The organism is Kosakonia sp. S57 (genome assembly GCF_016516575.1).
Lineage (GTDB): Bacteria > Pseudomonadota > Gammaproteobacteria > Enterobacterales > Enterobacteriaceae > Kosakonia > Kosakonia cowanii.
In genome coordinates, this window is sequence record NZ_JACVUL010000006.1 from 44,524 (window position 1) to 61,424 (window position 16,901).

A 16,901-nucleotide genomic window follows, 5' to 3' on the forward strand; every position below is an offset into this window, starting at 1 on the left:
TTTTAAATCATAAACCAACGATAGTGCCTGTGCCGGTTAACTGTGCGGTGTTAAGTACAAGTCCCCTTTCACCACCTAAAACAGCATTAGCACCAGAGTTGTGGATTAATTTCGAAGTAATTACTGCGTTGCCTTCAGTATAGATATTTTTGTAATTGTAAATCGTACGACCAGCGTTGACATCGAGATAATCCCAGGCAACCACATTACCATAGTTAGTCACATCAAGTGCCGATTTGATGAATGCTGAACTACCAACCAGGTTGCCCTTACTGCTATTAACAACATTACCATCTGATTCAACATAAAGCACCGTACCTGCAGCAATATCCTTTTCATTAGTAAGAGTGCCAGTTGTATCAACTTCCAGTGTATTATCAGCCGAAATAGTATTGTAGTTATGCAATGCCCCCGCAACGCGTACTACTGAGTTCTGCTTACTACTAATCCACCCATAATTGTTAAAATCGCTGCCGACAACTAGCGAGAGATGGCGGTCAGCTGAAATTATTCCAGTTGCGTCATTGTTTTCAATTGTTCCTGAACTGTAATTTGACAGAGAGTCAACATCAATATTTAGATCGCCAGCACTATGGAGAGTGGCATAATTGTTAACTAAACGTTTGGCCTTAATATTTGCATCACCTCCACTTACTAGCAAGCCGCGATAATTATCGAGCGTTTCTGCAACATTCAAAGTTAACGGGCCGTGTTCAGCAATAATGCGACTGTGCGTATTATTAATAGACTTAGCGTTGATTGTCACACCATTAGTCCCAATCAGCCCGCCAATCTGACCAGGTATTCCGAAGTAATTACCATACCACGATCCGAAATCTTCACCATAGGTGTTATTAACGCTGGTTTTAGCATCAATCTTGAGCAGATTATTTGCAACCATCAATCCATGATAGTTATCAACATCTGCTTCTGTTTGGATTGAAATATCTTTACCAAGAATCACCCCACCTACGTTCTTGACATTTTTAGCTTTAATATCAACATTACCAAACTGTGAACTTACTAAACCAATATGGTTGTTAAAATACCCTGTTAAATCTATGTTAACTCCACGATCCCCCATAATTTGACCGACATAAAGACTATTATCCATTGTGGAACCGATGACCGAAACGGTGTCTTTCGACAGAAGCCTTCCACTAGAGTTGTCGATATTGCCAATCGCAGAGAGTGACACGGCTTTATCAGCGGCTATCTTCCCATTACGATTGTTGATCGTACTACTACTTTCCAGAGAGATCGTACCTGATGAACTGATTCCACCAGTCGAATTATTAATCGTGCCAGCTTTTAACTTAATTCCATCGTCACCTGCAATCAATCCTAAGGAATCGTTACTGGTAGCATCAGCAGTGATATTATCTTTATTGATAAAATACTTCGCCGTCTCGATCTGAATGCCACCTGCTTGCGACCTAATAAGGCCTTTGGTGTTATCAATATTTCCGGAACTGATCATATCAATTTTTCCGGTAGATTGAACTTCACCTCCTACATTAGTTATCTCTGAAGTTTCAAAAGCAACATAACCTCCCCTGATCTGCCCAGTCCGGTTATCTAACTTACCTGTTTTCAGGGCGACAACAGCGGCTTCCAGACCTGCAGAACTACCTTTGCCACTATTAATTAACGTTTTGCCATTAGTATTGACGCCTAAAATCCCGCCAGAAGCAATTTTCCCGTTTTTGTTATTAAACTCGCCGCTATCTATATAGATATCGGACTCTGAAGCGATACTACCAGCGCTAGTGTTATTTATTGAATTCTTTGTGGTATTAATAAATATCTGGCCCTTACCGGATATATCTCCACCGATATTTTCCAGCGCACCATTAGTTGTGATGTTGGTAGAGCCAACTGATTGAACCTCACCGCCAGTGTTAATAAATTTACCATTTACATTAATATGGATATCATCAGCGCCACCGGCAATAACCCCTATATTTCTGACGCCAACTCCACTTTCAGTACTGATTAAATTAATATGATTTGCGTACATCCCGCCAAGATCAGACACATCAACCGCATATGTATTTCTGATACCGCTGGCTGTTACATGCCCTAAGACCTCAGCATTTTTATTAACATAATTATTACCTGCGATGACAGTAAGTTCATCCGTCACTATTTGCCCTTGTACTGCAACGGAGCGAGCAAGAATTTCTGTTGGCGAAGAGCTCATCAATCCTTTGACAGTAATAACACCACCTCCAACTGAATAACCTCTTAACACGCCGTTTTGAATATCTGGTTTAGCGGTCGTAATAGTGGCTTTACTGGTATTGATAAAACCACTGCCCAGGCTAGTAGAGATACCATTCGGGTTGGCAATGACCAGATGAGCTTTGTCTCCTGCAACCTCCATCAGGCCTTCAAGCATGCTGGTTTTATTCGAAGTGACTTCATTAAGGATGACTTTGGCGCTACCAGAGGTAAGATTGCTGTTACCCGCTATGACTCCCCCAATTACGGTATTTGTGCCAGAAGAGCTGTTATTGAAAATAACCCCGTTCTTACCAACATTAAAATCATCATAAACGTTGTGAGAGAGGCCATTATCATTGGGATTGGCAATATTGATTACGGGTACGCCATTTGAACTGGTAATGGTGCCATTTTTGATATTTAGATCGCCTGCTTGAGCTAGAACCGGTAGAGAGAGCAGAATAGAAGCCGCTACTGGATTGAATCTCATCAAACTCCCTGTTTTTCTTTTACCTTTCATTTATTTCCTACCTGTAATTTATGCAACTTATTAAGGTGAGTTTAGCCGCTTACAAAATCGACTTTTGAAGTACTTTATGTAGGCATCTAAACTCGTTATGCAGGTTGAAACCACGCTAACATTGGAGCTCCGCTATTTGTCTTAACCCTAATTTCGGCATACAGATTGGCAATACACTTACCAAAAACACATACCCTAAACTTAGTTAAAATCAAACATGCTTTTATTTCACGCCCTTCTAACTATGAAGAGCTAATAGGAATTTTTTAATTATTACTAAAGAGCGCATTAAAACAAGTGAATTGTCCTTAAAAAAAAGCCAAGTGCTTACCAAGCAAAATTAAGATGAATTATGATTTTACCTTTCAATTCAAACCGTTATAAAAACAACCTATACCACTCATGAATTTAAGATTATTTCATATAACTACTACCAATATTCAGCACATCAAAATAACTCTGTATTAAAAATTCACATAGGTCGCATCAGGTAGTACTTGCCTTTCTTCAGCCAATACACTTATCAAAGAGTCAATGGGAGCACAAAAGCTCCCCTAAGTAATAGTGAGGATATATTCATATTATTAAATGAGAAAAATAGCCGCACATAAAATATTGTACAAAATCGAACCACATCGTTCTTAAATAATGAAATTACCATTTAAGCAATGCTTATGTTCTTCTTAAAAACGAATAAGAGATCTCATCAATACAACATAAATACGTTACTGATATGTTATCAGAAGGGCTGGAAACCGCGTTTTCACATGTAAAAAGAGATCAATAATTTAACACATATTATTTATTAGCGAATTAACACTTTATTGCTATCCAATCTTTTTACGTCAAGGTTATTATTTTTGTCGGAAGCAGTGGCTTTGCGTGAGATCGCGGTTCATTCGAGTAAGCTTATGTTCGCTATCAAACGTGAATGTACAATATTGACTTGTTATTAGCACACTTAATCAAGTTATATCCTTTAGCTTCTCTCAATTGGATTAGCGATTAATGAGATCCGAGTTGAAAAAAGCCTTGTTAATACAAGGAACCTTCAAGGTTAAAACCATCAAGAGTAAGGTGCATTTATGAAACGTAAAATTTTAGCGCTTGCATTATTGTCTTCTTTTAGCATGGGTGCAGTTCAAGCAGCTGATACTACAGCACAAGCTGTGGCGACATGGTCCGCAACAGCAAAAAAAGATACCACTAGTAAATTAGTGGTTACTCCTCTGGGAAGTCTTTCGTTCCAGTACGCAGAGGGCGTTAAAGGGTTCAATACTCAAAAAGGTCTTTTTGACGTTGCAGTTGAAGGAGATTCAAGCGCAACGGCATTTAAACTAACCTCACGATTAGTAAGTAACACGCTAACACAGCTTGATGGATCAGGATCAACGCTGAATGTTGGAGTTAATTACTTTGGTAATGCGGTCGACAAAACGTCAGATACAGTTCTTGTTGACACCCTTACAGGCAAAAGTGGTGGTCTGAGCAATATTGCTTCTAATTATAATCAAGCGGGTCGTTTTGCTGGTCAGGATGCATTTACATTCTCGATCGCAAGTGCAACTACTGATGGCACAACACCTGCAACTGATTTAAGTGTATTGCCAGAAGGTATTTGGAGTGGCGATGTTAGCGTCCAGTTTGATGCAACATGGACTAGCTAACTTTAATTAATTAAGGAGCGAGGGACCGCTCCTTTTTTTTAGGATAAGAAATTATGAAAAAAATTATTTTTGCGTTGAATTTATCTTTAACTGTCATGATGCCCGCATATGCATTAGATATTGGAGATATATCTTCTTTTATGTATAGCGATAGTTCCGTTATCAGTAAGGAGATAAAGAACTCTACAAATACAGGTCGTCTTATCAATATCAGAGTTGAAAGAATAACAAACCCTCTAGAAGGAGGTAGAATCATTCCCATGGAGAGTAAAAACGAACTTCTTTTGACGCCAGGGAGTTTATTGCTACCCGCTAATAGTAATGAGACCATTCGTTTTTTTTACAATGGACCCACTGACGAAAAAGAACGTTACTACCGAATTCTTTGGTCCGATCAATCGTTAAGCGAAGGTAAAAGAAGCAACGCCAAGCGCCATGCTGTTGCCACAGCATCAGCGCTTATTAGTTCAATATTAGTTGTTGCTCCTCGTAAGGCTAATTATGAATACAAATATTCCACAGGAAAAATCACCAACCCTGGAAATGCGACATTACGTATTATCGCCTATGGCCCATGTTTGAAACCGACTGATGGGGAGTCTTGCAAAGAAAATTACTATCTTATGCCTGGTAAGTCGCGAACATTCACCCGAGTCAATGTTGCAGATAAGAATGGCCGTGTAGCTTTCTGGCAAGAGAATCATTTCGTTTCAGTTAAATAGTTTTGGGAGATGTTGTCTGTGCGCATTGTCGAGAATAAAACCTTCCAAGCTTGCGTAACTTATACCGCCATTTTCTTTGCTGGCATGAGTGAAGTTTACTCATCTCCTCTTCAGAGTTTACATGTTGCCGGCATTATGGTTCCTGATGCTTTTAGGAAAGCATTACAAGATGGTATGAGTATCCCTTTATTCATCCATCTGAATGGAGTTTCTGGTACGCAAGATGATCAGCGTATCGGCACAGCTTCCATTTGGCTCGATGATAATATGGTGAAAGTACGCTTAATTGAGCTTGAAGATCAGAATGGCAATGCGTCTTTGAATGATCACACACGGTCAAAAATTAATAGTCTAAAAGATATTCCGTTTAATGAAGAGTCTAAAATACCCATTACCGATAATGCCTGGTTATACCTAAACTTCCAACAACTTACATTGCAAGTAATCGTCACTCAGCAAGCACTTAAAACCCTTTTCCGCCCTAAAATGGAGGATATCGGTGAATCAAGTGCAGATGATCTTAGTAGTACAATTGGTTATAACTTTGGCATCTATAACAATAAAATGAAGGGCGGAGATAGTAGTACTTCAAATTACCTTTCATTTGATTCAGTTACAGCCCTAAAAGAGCACCATTTAATGATGAATGGCACTGTGTATGGCCTGGGATCGAACTCCCAACAGGCTCAGATCTACCGTGCCATGTACGAACGTGACTTTTCAGGCTTCAGGCTCGCCGGTGGCATGCTGGACTCCTGGAACTTACAATCTCTTGGGTCGGTCACTGCGCTACCTTCTGGAAAAATTTATGGTTTCTCCTGGGGCAACCACGCGCAGTCAACGGTCTTCAATGATTCGCACTCCGTTATCCCCGTCATTGTTTTCCTGCCCTCTGCTGGCGAAGTTCACCTTTCTCGGGATGGTAAACTTCTCAGCGTGCAGAACTTCAGCATGGGCAGTCATGAAGTTGACACCAGCGGACTCCCCTATGGCATTTACGATATCAAAGTCGATGTGATCGTTAATGGGCAATATATAAGCCAAAATATTCAACGAGTTAACAAACTTTTTGCGCGGGGTAAATCAGCAGGAATGCCATTCCGTTGGCAATTTTGGGGAGGTAATATACATATGGATCGATGGGAGAGTGGCGAAAGGGAAATCCAGAAAGCTAAAAATAGTCTCCTTGTCGGATTGTCCACTTCCGGCGGGCTTAATGCGTTAGCCTGGATGGCTTCAGCATATAACTATGACTCTGTCACTGTCGGAGAGCTTCAGCTCTCATGGCCTATTACCGAAGCTTTACAAATCAGCATGCAAAATATGTTAGCTACCGATGGATCATGGAGTTCCATTAGCAGTCTAAATGCAACTTTGCCCGGAAAATTTAGTTCTGTCTGGTTAAGCCAGGAAAAAACGTCTATTGGCAATACCCTTCGGCGTAGCGATGCTACCAATATTGCAATTGGCGCATCATTAAATCTTAATACGCTTTGGACCCGACTAGGTTCCTTCAGCGTAAGCTATAACAAAGATCGCCAACATAACAGTCATTATTATACGGCTGATTATACGCAGACCCTCTATAACGGGCAGTTCGGTTCCTTAGGTTTACGAGCAGGATTACAACGTTATCAGCACAGCAATAGTCGGCAAACAACCCGTATGCAAAAATATGTTGCTTTTGATTTTCTGCTCCCGCTCGGAAGCGCTTTTCGAGCCGGAATAACGCAGCAGAATGGCTATGCTATGGCAAACATATCAGCTCAGAAGCAGTTCGACGAGGGTGACACTATCCAAGCTATCGGTGCCGATATTTCCAGAGGCATTTCTAGAAAAAATAGTAATAATAAAAACTTGAGCGCCACGGCATGGACAAAATATGAGAGTCGCTTTTCAACCGGTACATTAAGTGTCAATAGCAGCCTTGATGGATACTTAAGCACAAATTTTACGGCTAATGGTAGTCTCGGCTGGCAAGGAAGTGAGATAGGTATGAGCGGCAGCACAGAGGGTAACGCTGGCGTGATATTACGTACTGACATTGAACATGATGGCCAACTCACTGCAAGAGTCAATGGTCGCCTTTTCCCATTATTAGGAAAACGTAACTATCTTCCTCTGGATCCTTACTCGCGTTATGAAATTGAGATTCTTAATAGTAAAAAATCTATCGATAGCTATAACATCGCAAATGGCAGAAAAGGGCAATTTACACTCTATCCGGGCAACGTTGTAACCATGGTGCCCGAAATTAAACAGATGGTAACCGTTTCGGGCCGGATACGCGCTGAGGACGGAACATTACTTGCCAATGCTCACATCAACAACCATATTGGAAGAACACGCACGGATAGCAATGGCGAGTTCGTGATGGATATTGATAAGAAATTTCCTACCGTTGATTTCAATTACGATGATAATAAACTTTGCGAGGCAAATCTGGATATAAGTAATGCGCGTGGGGCTGTTTGGGTAGGTGATATTATTTGCCAGGGGTTAAAAACGTTCGCCAGCGCTATGGTTGATGGAGAGATAAATGAAGGTTAATTTATATTGGCTTTTAGCTTTTGTTTCGCTCCTCTTAACAGTTAATATTGTTGAAGCTGCCATGAACAAAACCGTCTTTTCCGATGCTCCTACTCGTGAATATATTTTCGTAGAAAATAATAACAACGATAATTTTTTCGTTACTCCTACTGGTGCCCTCGATCCACGGATGACAGGCTCTAACCGTTGGACGGGCCTAAAATACAATGGTTCCGGAACCATTTACCAGCAGAGCCTTGGCTATATTGACAACGGCTATAATACGCTTTTATTGAGCAACCGTCGTTTCGATATGTGGCTTGAAAACGCGCCGACATCACATTTAATTACTGGGTTACGCTGCATTAATTGGTATAAAGGCTGCGATATGGCGACAAGCTTGATTCTGCCAGAAGCTACAGATGCAGCAGGATTTTATGGTGTCTCTGTCCCGTCAGGTGGTGCTAAATGGATGCATGGAATGATGAGCGATCAATTCTATCATTATCTTAATAACGCCTCCGTAGGGAGTAACTTCACCATGACCATTAATACTTGTACGACTGCAGAAAGTTACAGCGCTCATTTTGGTCAACGCTGTCGCAATATGACCTCAGGTAACTGGTACGTTCGTAAAGTCTCTTATACAAAAGGTGCTCATCTCAAGTTTGAAAATACTAACGGGATTACGGAAGTTTTCATTAATAGCGATGGAGTTCCGACGCTCGGCGAAGGAAACTCAAGCTGTTACCCCCTGGTTATCGGAAAAACCTCTGGCCTGGCCTGTAAAATGCTTACCTATTCCCTGCGTGATAATGGGATGAGTAATTCAACAATAAAAGTTTTCCCATCAATAAACAAACCCGCTCTCGAATCAGTGATAAATGCTGAAGATATGCAATTTAGTCTCGATAGCAACACCTGGAAAACAGTAAGCAAAACGAGTCACTACTTTACTTTTAATGAACTCAAAGGAAAAAGAAGTGTTTATATTTTTCTTTCACAAAATTTTTTCAAGCAAATGGTTAAATTAGGTATCAGCGACAGCAATACAAACGACCTTTTTAATTTCAGAATGCATAATGCCCTTGCACCTGAATCCGGTTGGTATGAATTTTCTACATCCAACCAGCTTATTATTAAACCAAGGGATTTTAGTGTGAGCATAATTTCTAAAGATTATGTCCAAAATCCCTCTCGTACAGGGAAAATCGGTAGAAATAGTCCTTCACTTGATTTTGATTATATCGTAACGACAAATGGCAAGACCTCGGCTGATGAAGTACTAATCAGCGTAACAGGACCTACACAAAAAATTTACGGGCGTTCATGGTGTATATTTAAATCTTTAGATAGCTTAACTCAGGTTCCTTTTCCAGCGTCATTAACTTATAAAACCAGAAATGGGGTTAATAAAACCTATGATGTCGGCTGCGATGGGCTATGGCGTGATATGACAGATGCCTTTTGGTTAACAACACCCTGGTTTAGCTCAAATGGGGCTATGGGATTGATGAACAAATCAAACGTCCGCTTTTCCATTCCTATGAACGATGAACGCTCTTTGTATACATTAAATCAATCAACATGGTTCGGGGATGTTAGCGCATCGGGAGAAATTAGAATTAAGGCGACCTGGCGGAATGTTAATTAAAAAAGTTATAAATTACACCTGCTTGCTTTTTTTGCTTGCTCCTTTTTTTGCGAATGCTATATATGTTGGCAATCAAACCTTTTCGATTGATGCTGAAAGCAATATGTTCGCAAAATTGGTGATGAATAATAATAAATCCGCTCGTCTCTATCGTATAACTATCAGGGCAATCGACAGCCCAGGTATATCCGAAGTTTATTCTCAACCTGCTGACGGGGAGCTATTGTTCGCACCTCGACAAATGATGCTGCAATCAGGAGAAAGCGATTTTTTCAAGTTTTATTACCATGGCCCTGCAGATGATAAAGAACGTTACTACCGCGTTGCATTCGAAGAGATACCACCTCAGAACAGAACATCAAAAAATGCTAATGACAGCATTATAAGTATGGTCCCGGTCATCGTGATGGACACCATTCTTGTAGTGAGACCTCGTAAGATAAATTTCAAATGGTCTCTGGACCACTCCAAAGGAGAGGTTGCGAATAATGGAAATACATGGTTTAAGGCGCTATTAAAACCCGGATGTGGAGCAAACGAAGATGCCAGTACGACATGGTATCTTCGGCCCGGTGAATCACTCCACAGTGGTCATGTAAAAAAGGCAGGTGAAATTTTCATACTTTATAACGATGCTTTTATAAAAATTCATGATGATTGCACCTAACGCATAACTGATTTTTATATTTCATGGAATCATTATCTGTACAACCATACCGATATAATCGGATTGCTGGTAAGTTTAACTACGATTTCACTTCAGTATTAGTCACGTTAAACTCTTATATAAGAAAATTGATGATTTGAGATCTTAAAGCCGCCTAATCAATATTCATTTAAGTCATAAAAAATCATGGAAATTGCGCCCCCATCATGTTGAAATTACCGGATGGAGTAATGGCTGTCTTAAATATGGAATGTTGATAAGGAACTCAGCTTTCGCTGCGTTGATAGGCATATGCACTGGATTATAAACGAATATATTGAATTCAGGCCCGTTTTAAAGAAATTGACCTCCCTTAAAAACCCTGAAGTAAGTGTGATCTTAACCACACCAGCAAGTCGGTGTCTTCTGTTATTACTTGAAGCCTCTCCCGATATCGTCTTACAGCAAGATTTTTTCAAGAAAGTATGGGAAGAGGAAGGTATGTTGGTTCCTGCTAATACTCTCTATCAGAACATTTCTATTGTCCGCCGCGGCTTGCGTGCAGTGGGCGATACAGATCAAAAGCTCATCGCTACCATCCCTCGTAAAGGCTTTCAAATTGATGATGGCGTCAGGATCCTTAAACAAGAGGATATTGTAAAGGCAGATAATACGATTGAGCTTCCTGCTATTGACGTCCCGAGCTCAGATGAGCCTGAAAAGATCGCAGTTTCAGAGGATGAGGATGCTTCACCCGAGCCTGTATTAACACCGACTTCCCAACCATTACCTGGTGAAGATGAGAATAGAATTAAGAACTTACTTTTGCCTCTCCTGCTCATTCTTATCTCTTTTATTACTGGCTTTATTGTCACGAGCTTCATTTGGTACAGACATGTTGAACCTGCCTTCTTCAACACTTATACGCTTATAGAAACTGACAACGGTTGTCATCTTCACACCATAAATGACATTCATGATAACAATAATCCCTATTCAAAATATAAGTCCTTAATTCTGGATACGGGCTTAAGTTGCAAAAGTTATCCCTGGGTCTATTTCCCTCTTTCCGTTACCTCCCCTACTTTGACTGCGTTAGCTTGTAAAAATAAATATACAACGGAATCTTCGCCAGGATGTATCTCTCTTCATATTACCGGAATCAACCGAGATGACTAAAAAGAGGGTTAGCTTATTAATAATTTGTCTGTTAGCAGGTCTCGGATTCGGCTATTTGTACCTTATGGTAACGACACACTTCCGCGCTGCAGAAACCTGCACGGCGGTTGTTGTTGTGTTTAACAAGGACGCGCAAGCTAATTTGACACTCGACTTTATGTACAACAGACGAACCCTGAGCGGTATCGTCTCTGTTAGCGGGCGTTACCGTGATCCCAACCATACGGAGGGTACAATAAGGAGGGATGTCGCTTATACGTGGGTTGAGAACAAAAATACTTTTCACCTTTTATCAACCAATATTAATAAGGTCGATAATGTTGAAAGTTTACCTGAGGATGTCATCGCTACTGTCCTGCCGGCATTCTACGTTTACCCTAACAGACGGGTGAATTATGCAATTCAACCGCAAGGTAGTAGCAGCTTTCTGTTCAGTGTTGGTAAACGCCCATTGTTTGTCTGTACCAGGTGATCAACGTACATGAAAGGCAGCAGAGACGTAAGTTGGCTATTTGATAGTTTTTAGCGGCGTATAAAAGGGGGGTTACTTGCTAAGCAAAAAAAACAAGGGGTTACCTTTCGGTAACCCCTTATCAGATATGGCGGAAGCGCAGAGATTCGAACTCTGGAACCCTTTCGGGTCGCCGGTTTTCAAGACCGGTGCCTTCAACCGCTCGGCCACACTTCCGGTGTGAGGCGCACTATAAACATCCCTGCCCCTCATGTAAAGCGTGACAATGTTCGTTTGCGTGAAAAACAACCAAAAACAGGTTGATCGCTTTAAACATCAACACAGTGCTCAATAAAGAAGCGGATAAGGACAGCGTTTTAATGTTTTTTGATGTACATATCTTGCGTGAGATAGTAACCCAGCGGATCGGGATTGAAACCGCCCACCCATGGTTTCACCAAATGCGTACGGACATAGTGATAAACAGGGATTGCCGGTACATCACGCGCCAGAAGATCTTCTGCTTGCTGATAATATTTTCCTCGCTCAGCAACATCTTTCGCCTTCGCTGCATTATCCAGCGCCTCGTCATAGGCTGAATTGCTGTACTTACTGGTATTCTCACTACTTCCGGTACGGAAGTTGTTCAGGAAGGTCGCCGCATCATCGTAATCCGCAATCCATGCATAGCGCACTGCGTCAAAATTGCCGGTATGCATCGTATCCAGCATTGTTTTCCACTCCTGATTCTGCAGCTTTGCCTCTACGCCAAGATTTTTTTTCCACATTGAACTCGCAGCAATGGCAATCCGTTGATGCGTCTCCATCGTGTTGTAGAGAAGGTTAAAACTTAGAGGGTGCGCTTCATTGAAGCCCGCCTCGTTTAACAATTTCTTCGCCTCTGCAAGGCGTTTTTCACGCGGCCATGTGGAATAATCTGGCGGAGATAACTTCACTCCGCCGATTTCTGGCTGGCTGATGACCCATGCCGGCCTTTGACCCTGCGCCATCACTTTGTCAGCAATAATATCTTTATCTAACCCCATATTGAGCGCGCGGCGCAGACGTGGATCGTTGAAGGGGGGTTTAGTGGTATTGAACTCGTAATAATAGGTCGCCAGTTGAGGCTCAACGCTGACCTGCTCGCCAAATGTTTTACGTAGCTGGGCAAACTGATTCACAGGAATTGTGTAGGTAATATCAATTTCCCCGGCCTTAAAGCGGTTTACATCTGCAGTTTCCGCGCTGATAGGTAGATAGGTGACTTTATTGATCACTGTCGCCTTATTGTTCCAGTAGCGCGTGTTACGTTCCGCCACGATGCGCTCGTTGACCACCCAATCAGTCACTTTATACGCTCCGCTGGTGACGATATGTTCCGGTTTTGTCCATTTATCACCGAAGCGGTTAACCAGCACTGGATCGATCGGAACCATTGAGGGGTGAGCCAACATAGATAAAAAAGAGGCTGTCGGTTGAGTCAGGGTAACCTCAAGAGTCGAGTCATCCACTGCTTTTACACCCAGCGAATCAACTGGTTTTTTACCTTGTGCGATATCTTCTGCATTGAGGATATGCATATTGCCCGGATAGCTGGCGTAAGGAGAGGCCGTTTTCGGATCAACAAGACGCTGCCAACTCCAGACCACATCTTTAGCTGTAATTGCCGTACCATCCGACCAGGTGATCCCCGGGCGTAAATGAAACGTCCAGACAGTATTATTTTTGTTTTCCCATTTTTCGGCTAAAAGCGGCTCAATAGAACCATCCTTTTTGACTGCCAGCAACCCATCGAACATATCGCGAATAATATTGAACTCGATGTCACTCTCAACTTTATGCGGGTCCAACGATGCCGGCTCGCTGCCGTTGTTACGCACTAATTCCTGTTTTGCCGCCAGTTCAACCCCCGCGGGTACGCTTGCCGCATAAGCCTGGGTCGTTGCGCACATCATCCCGACTGCCAATAAAACGTGAGTTATGTTGTTTAGTGTTTGTGGTTTCATATCCATTCGCCTTTGAAATTTGTTATATAACGACGCCTTTACACTCTTAACGTGCTAAAGATTAGACGGCAAAACATTTCGAGCGATATAAGAGATAAATATGGCTCTGCATCACATTTGTTCCCAGAATCTTCTAATCACATTTTTTATCGATAAAACAGGCATCGGCAGCCGCTGCGATGAGTAAAGATGGGTAAAACGTCTTTTACCGCAAGCAAGACTTTCCTAGACTCCACTTCTAATTACATCTGTCATAAGAGAGTGGCTTATGGATCGTCTAATTACTTCTTCGCGTGACCGCAGCTCGCTGCTGAGCACGCACAAAGTTCTTCGTAATACCTATTTCCTGCTCAGTCTGACACTGGCTTTTTCTGCGATCACAGCAACTGCAAGTACCGTACTGATGCTCCCTTCGCCGGGGCTTATCCTTACGCTGGTTGGGATGTATGGTTTGATGTTCTTAACCTACAAACTGGCGAATAAGCCGAGCGGTATTATTGCTGCGTTTGCTTTTACCGGCTTCCTTGGGTACATCCTTGGTCCAATGCTGAACGCGTATTTGTCTGCCGGGATGGGTGACGTCATTGCGCTGGCGCTTGGCGGTACCGCACTGGTCTTTTTCTGCTGCTCAGCCTATGTGCTGACTACCCGTAAGGATATGTCCTTCCTGGGCGGTATGCTGATGGCCGGCATCGTGGTTGTGCTAATCGGTATGGTTGCGAATATTTTCCTTCAGCTTCCTGCCCTGCACCTGGCAATCAGCGCAGTATTTATTCTGATCTCTACCGGCGCGATTTTGTATGAAACCAGCAATATCATTCATGGTGGCGAAACGAACTATATCCGTGCGACCGTGAGTCTCTATGTATCGCTCTACAACATCTTTGTTAGCCTGCTGAGTATTCTGGGCTTCGCCAGCAGAGACTAAAGCCAATCCCTTCTCCATCAGGCCCCGCTTATGCGGGGCTTTGTTTTTTGTTACACTCCCGCCGTCATAAACAGCCGTTGTGGAAACTATGTTGATCTTTGAAGGTAAAGAAATCGAAACAGATAGCGAAGGTTATTTAAAAGAAACTTCGCTGTGGAGCGAGGCTCTGGCAGAGGCGATTGCAGAGAAAGAGAGCATTTCTCTCTCCCCTGAACATTGGGAAGTGGTGCGTTTCGTGCGCGGCTTTTATCTGGAGTTCAATACTTCACCTGCTATTCGCATGCTGGTAAAGGCAATGGCCAATAAATATGGCGAAGAGAAAGGCAACAGCCGCTATCTCTATCGCCTCTTTCCAAAAGGCCCGGCTAAACAGGCCACGAAAATTGCAGGCCTGCCTAAACCGGTTAAGTGCATCTAGTAGCGGATCCCAAAATCGCTCCACGCTTTGTCGGGTTGATGAGGCTCGGTCAAAACCTTATCGACCCGCGCGCTACGCGGCCCACCCGCTTTTAACCACTCAATCAGTTTGTTGACATTCTCCGCCTCACCGCAGGCAACCACCTCAACACTGCCATCATCCAGATTTCGCGCATATCCGACTAATCCCAGACGCTGCGCTTCGTGTTGTGTGGTGTAGCGAAATCCAACACCTTGTACGCTGCCGTGTACCCAGGCGATTGTGCAAACTTGAGCCATATCTTATCTCCATCAATGCGGGCGCGTTGCATTTACCCGGCGAACCCGTGACAATAGCGCCCATTTTCTTCAGCCGACAGAATAGCCAAATATGAGTGTACGTTTAGTGTTAGCCAAAGGACGCGAGAAGTCATTATTGCGTCGTCATCCCTGGGTGTTTTCCGGCGCCGTAGCGCGAATGGAAGGCAAAGCCAGCCTCGGAGAAACCGTGGATATCGTCGATCATCAGGGTAAATGGCTGGCCCGCGGAGCGCTCTCTCCCGCTTCACAAATCCGCGCGCGCGTCTGGACCTTTGATAAAGACGAAAGCGTTGATATCGACTTCTTCACCCGCCGTTTACAGCAAGCGCAGCAGTGGCGTAACTGGCTCGCCGGGCGTGATGGTCTGGACAGCTATCGTCTGATTGCGGGCGAATCTGACGGCTTACCCGGTGTAACGATTGACCGTTTCGGCAATTTTTTGGTGCTGCAACTTCTGAGCGCCGGAGCGGAATATCAGCGTCCGGCACTCCTTTCTGCACTACAAACGCTCTATCCGGAATGCGCTATTTACGATCGCAGTGATGTCGCGGTGCGAAAAAAAGAGGGACTGGAGTTAACACAAGGTACGGTGTCAGGCGAGCTGCCTCCGCCGCTGTTACCTATCGAAGAGAACGGCATGAAGCTGTTTGTTGATATTCAGGGCGGCCATAAGACAGGTTATTACCTCGACCAACGCGACAGCCGCCTGGCGACACGTCGCTACGTGGCTGACAAACGCGTACTTAACTGCTTCTCTTACACTGGCGGCTTTGCCGTCTCCGCACTGATGGGCGGCTGTCGCGAGGTCGTTAGCGTTGATACCTCACAGGAAGCGCTGGACGTTGCGAAGCAGAACGTTACCCTGAATAAGCTTGATCTGAGCAAAGCGGAGTTTGTACGCGATGATGTGTTCAAACTGCTGCGTAAATATCGCGATCAGGGCGAAACCTTCGATGTGATTGTGATGGATCCGCCGAAATTCGTTGAAAACAAAAGCCAGCTAATGGGTGCCTGCCGCGGCTACAAAGATATCAACATGCTGGCTATTCAGTTGCTCAATCCCGGCGGCGTGCTGCTGACCTTCTCCTGCTCAGGTTTGATGACCACCGATTTATTTCAGAAAATCATCGCTGATGCCGCCTTAGATGCCGGGCGTGATATACAATTTATAGACCAGTTCCGTCAGGCCGCCGATCACCCGGTGATCGCAACCTACCCGGAAGGGCTTTATCTGAAAGGGTTTGCCTGTCGCGTCATGTAAGTTGAAATCTGGAGCCGCGTCCCCATATTTGGGGTTATCAAAGGTTCCCGGGAGGTGACAATGATAGCCAGCAAATTCGGTATCGGTCAGCAGGTTCGCCACTCACTGCTGGGGTATCTTGGCGTAGTGGTCGATATCGACCCAGAGTACTCGCTTGATGAGCCGTCAGCAGACGAGCTGGCAGTCAATGACGAGTTACGCATACTGCCCTGGTACCATGTAGTGATGGAGGATGACGACGGTCAACCCGTTCACACTTATCTGGCCGAAGCGCAGCTCACCAGCGAAATAACGGATGAGCACCCCGAACAGCCCTCAATGGATGAACTGGCGCGGACCATTCGGCGCCAGCTGCAGGCTCCAAGATTGCGAAACTGATCGTACCCCGCAACCAG

At 43.6% G+C, this 16,901-nt stretch carries 14 protein-coding genes and 1 tRNA gene; 11 read left to right on the forward strand and 4 right to left on the reverse strand.

Features of this window, described 5'->3' with window-relative positions:
• Nucleotides 1-7 precede the first annotated feature (7 nt).
• A complete protein-coding gene (locus IAE48_RS07475) occupies nt 8-2,746 on the reverse strand; it encodes a filamentous hemagglutinin N-terminal domain-containing protein (RefSeq protein WP_200133959.1) in 2,739 nt (912 codons plus the stop codon).
• 1,085 nt (nt 2,747-3,831) lie between these two features.
• On the opposite strand from IAE48_RS07475, the gene IAE48_RS07480 reads away from it, so the two are divergent.
• From IAE48_RS07480 to IAE48_RS24055, 7 genes are all read left to right on the forward strand, one after another.
• Nucleotides 3,832-4,413 (forward strand): common pilus major fimbrillin subunit EcpA, encoded by a 582-nt coding sequence (locus tag IAE48_RS07480; protein WP_076769653.1) that lies wholly within the window; start codon nt 3,832-3,834, stop codon nt 4,411-4,413.
• A gap of 53 nt (nt 4,414-4,466) precedes the next feature.
• Complete coding sequence (locus IAE48_RS07485; RefSeq protein WP_200133960.1) at nt 4,467-5,135, forward strand: hypothetical protein; 669 nt, start codon at nt 4,467-4,469, stop codon at nt 5,133-5,135.
• 18 nt (nt 5,136-5,153) lie between these two features.
• Nucleotides 5,154-7,685: a CS1-pili formation C-terminal domain-containing protein gene (locus IAE48_RS07490; protein ID WP_370568975.1), complete on the forward strand. Its 2,532-nt coding sequence runs from the start codon at nt 5,154-5,156 to the stop codon at nt 7,683-7,685.
• Nucleotides 7,675-9,318 (forward strand): hypothetical protein, encoded by a 1,644-nt coding sequence (locus IAE48_RS07495; protein ID WP_200133961.1) that lies wholly within the window; start codon nt 7,675-7,677, stop codon nt 9,316-9,318. The genes IAE48_RS07490 and IAE48_RS07495 overlap by 11 nt, the downstream gene beginning before the upstream one ends.
• On the forward strand, nt 9,308-9,985 hold the full coding sequence (locus tag IAE48_RS07500; protein ID WP_200133962.1) for a fimbria/pilus periplasmic chaperone: 678 nt from the start codon (nt 9,308-9,310) through the stop codon (nt 9,983-9,985). The genes IAE48_RS07495 and IAE48_RS07500 overlap by 11 nt, the downstream gene beginning before the upstream one ends.
• Before the next feature lie 291 nt (nt 9,986-10,276).
• Entirely contained in the window at nt 10,277-11,143 is an 867-nt protein-coding gene (locus IAE48_RS07505) for a transcriptional regulator (RefSeq protein ID WP_200133963.1), read from the forward strand.
• The gene (locus IAE48_RS24055; RefSeq protein WP_054803150.1) at nt 11,136-11,615 is read left to right on the forward strand and encodes a hypothetical protein; all 480 of its coding nucleotides are present in this window, start codon (nt 11,136-11,138) and stop codon (nt 11,613-11,615) included. Before IAE48_RS07505 ends, IAE48_RS24055 begins: the two co-directional genes overlap by 8 nt.
• Nucleotides 11,616-11,743: 128 nt before the next feature.
• Here the strand turns inward: IAE48_RS24055 and IAE48_RS07510 are convergent.
• Nucleotides 11,744-11,831 (reverse strand) — tRNA-Ser (locus IAE48_RS07510).
• Between the two features lie 140 nt (nt 11,832-11,971).
• A complete protein-coding gene (locus IAE48_RS07515) occupies nt 11,972-13,600 on the reverse strand; it encodes an ABC transporter substrate-binding protein (protein ID WP_200133964.1) in 1,629 nt (542 codons plus the stop codon).
• Between the two features lie 268 nt (nt 13,601-13,868).
• On the opposite strand from IAE48_RS07515, the gene yccA reads away from it, so the two are divergent.
• Nucleotides 13,869-14,528 (forward strand): FtsH protease modulator YccA, encoded by a 660-nt coding sequence (gene yccA / locus IAE48_RS07520; protein WP_023481827.1) that lies wholly within the window; start codon nt 13,869-13,871, stop codon nt 14,526-14,528.
• Nucleotides 14,529-14,616: 88 nt separating this feature from the next.
• A complete protein-coding gene (gene tusE / locus IAE48_RS07525) occupies nt 14,617-14,946 on the forward strand; it encodes a sulfurtransferase TusE (RefSeq protein WP_054803116.1) in 330 nt (109 codons plus the stop codon).
• On the opposite strand, the gene yccX is transcribed toward tusE, so the two are convergent.
• Nucleotides 14,943-15,224, reverse strand: coding sequence for an acylphosphatase (yccX, locus tag IAE48_RS07530; protein WP_076769648.1), 282 nt, complete (start codon nt 15,222-15,224; stop codon nt 14,943-14,945). The two genes, tusE and yccX, sit on opposite strands and share 4 nt — an antisense overlap.
• Nucleotides 15,225-15,315: 91 nt before the next feature.
• Between yccX and rlmI the strand changes: the two genes are divergently transcribed.
• Nucleotides 15,316-16,506 (forward strand): 23S rRNA (cytosine(1962)-C(5))-methyltransferase RlmI, encoded by a 1,191-nt coding sequence (rlmI, locus tag IAE48_RS07535; protein ID WP_200133965.1) that lies wholly within the window; start codon nt 15,316-15,318, stop codon nt 16,504-16,506.
• A 60-nt stretch (nt 16,507-16,566) separates the two neighbouring features.
• A complete protein-coding gene (gene hspQ / locus IAE48_RS07540; RefSeq protein WP_023481608.1) occupies nt 16,567-16,884 on the forward strand; it encodes a heat shock protein HspQ in 318 nt (105 codons plus the stop codon).
• The last annotated feature ends 17 nt before the right edge of the window (nt 16,885-16,901 follow it).

What these genes read in the sequence shown, in the direction of transcription:
- IAE48_RS07475 (WP_200133959.1), bottom strand. Translation starts at nt 2,746, where the DNA reads ATGAAAGGTAAAAGAAAAACAGGGAGTTTGATGAGATTCAATCCAGTA.
- IAE48_RS07480 (WP_076769653.1), top strand. Translation starts at nt 3,832, where the DNA reads ATGAAACGTAAAATTTTAGCGCTTGCATTATTGTCTTCTTTTAGCATG.
- IAE48_RS07485 (WP_200133960.1), top strand. Translation starts at nt 4,467, where the DNA reads ATGAAAAAAATTATTTTTGCGTTGAATTTATCTTTAACTGTCATGATG.
- IAE48_RS07495 (WP_200133961.1), top strand. Translation starts at nt 7,675, where the DNA reads ATGAAGGTTAATTTATATTGGCTTTTAGCTTTTGTTTCGCTCCTCTTA.
- IAE48_RS07500 (WP_200133962.1), top strand. Translation starts at nt 9,308, where the DNA reads ATGTTAATTAAAAAAGTTATAAATTACACCTGCTTGCTTTTTTTGCTT.
- IAE48_RS07505 (WP_200133963.1), top strand. Translation starts at nt 10,277, where the DNA reads ATGCACTGGATTATAAACGAATATATTGAATTCAGGCCCGTTTTAAAG.
- IAE48_RS24055 (WP_054803150.1), top strand. Translation starts at nt 11,136, where the DNA reads ATGACTAAAAAGAGGGTTAGCTTATTAATAATTTGTCTGTTAGCAGGT.
- IAE48_RS07515 (WP_200133964.1), bottom strand. Translation starts at nt 13,600, where the DNA reads ATGAAACCACAAACACTAAACAACATAACTCACGTTTTATTGGCAGTC.
- yccA (WP_023481827.1), top strand. Translation starts at nt 13,869, where the DNA reads ATGGATCGTCTAATTACTTCTTCGCGTGACCGCAGCTCGCTGCTGAGC.
- tusE (WP_054803116.1), top strand. Translation starts at nt 14,617, where the DNA reads ATGTTGATCTTTGAAGGTAAAGAAATCGAAACAGATAGCGAAGGTTAT.
- yccX (WP_076769648.1), bottom strand. Translation starts at nt 15,224, where the DNA reads ATGGCTCAAGTTTGCACAATCGCCTGGGTACACGGCAGCGTACAAGGT.
- rlmI (WP_200133965.1), top strand. Translation starts at nt 15,316, where the DNA reads ATGAGTGTACGTTTAGTGTTAGCCAAAGGACGCGAGAAGTCATTATTG.
- hspQ (WP_023481608.1), top strand. Translation starts at nt 16,567, where the DNA reads ATGATAGCCAGCAAATTCGGTATCGGTCAGCAGGTTCGCCACTCACTG.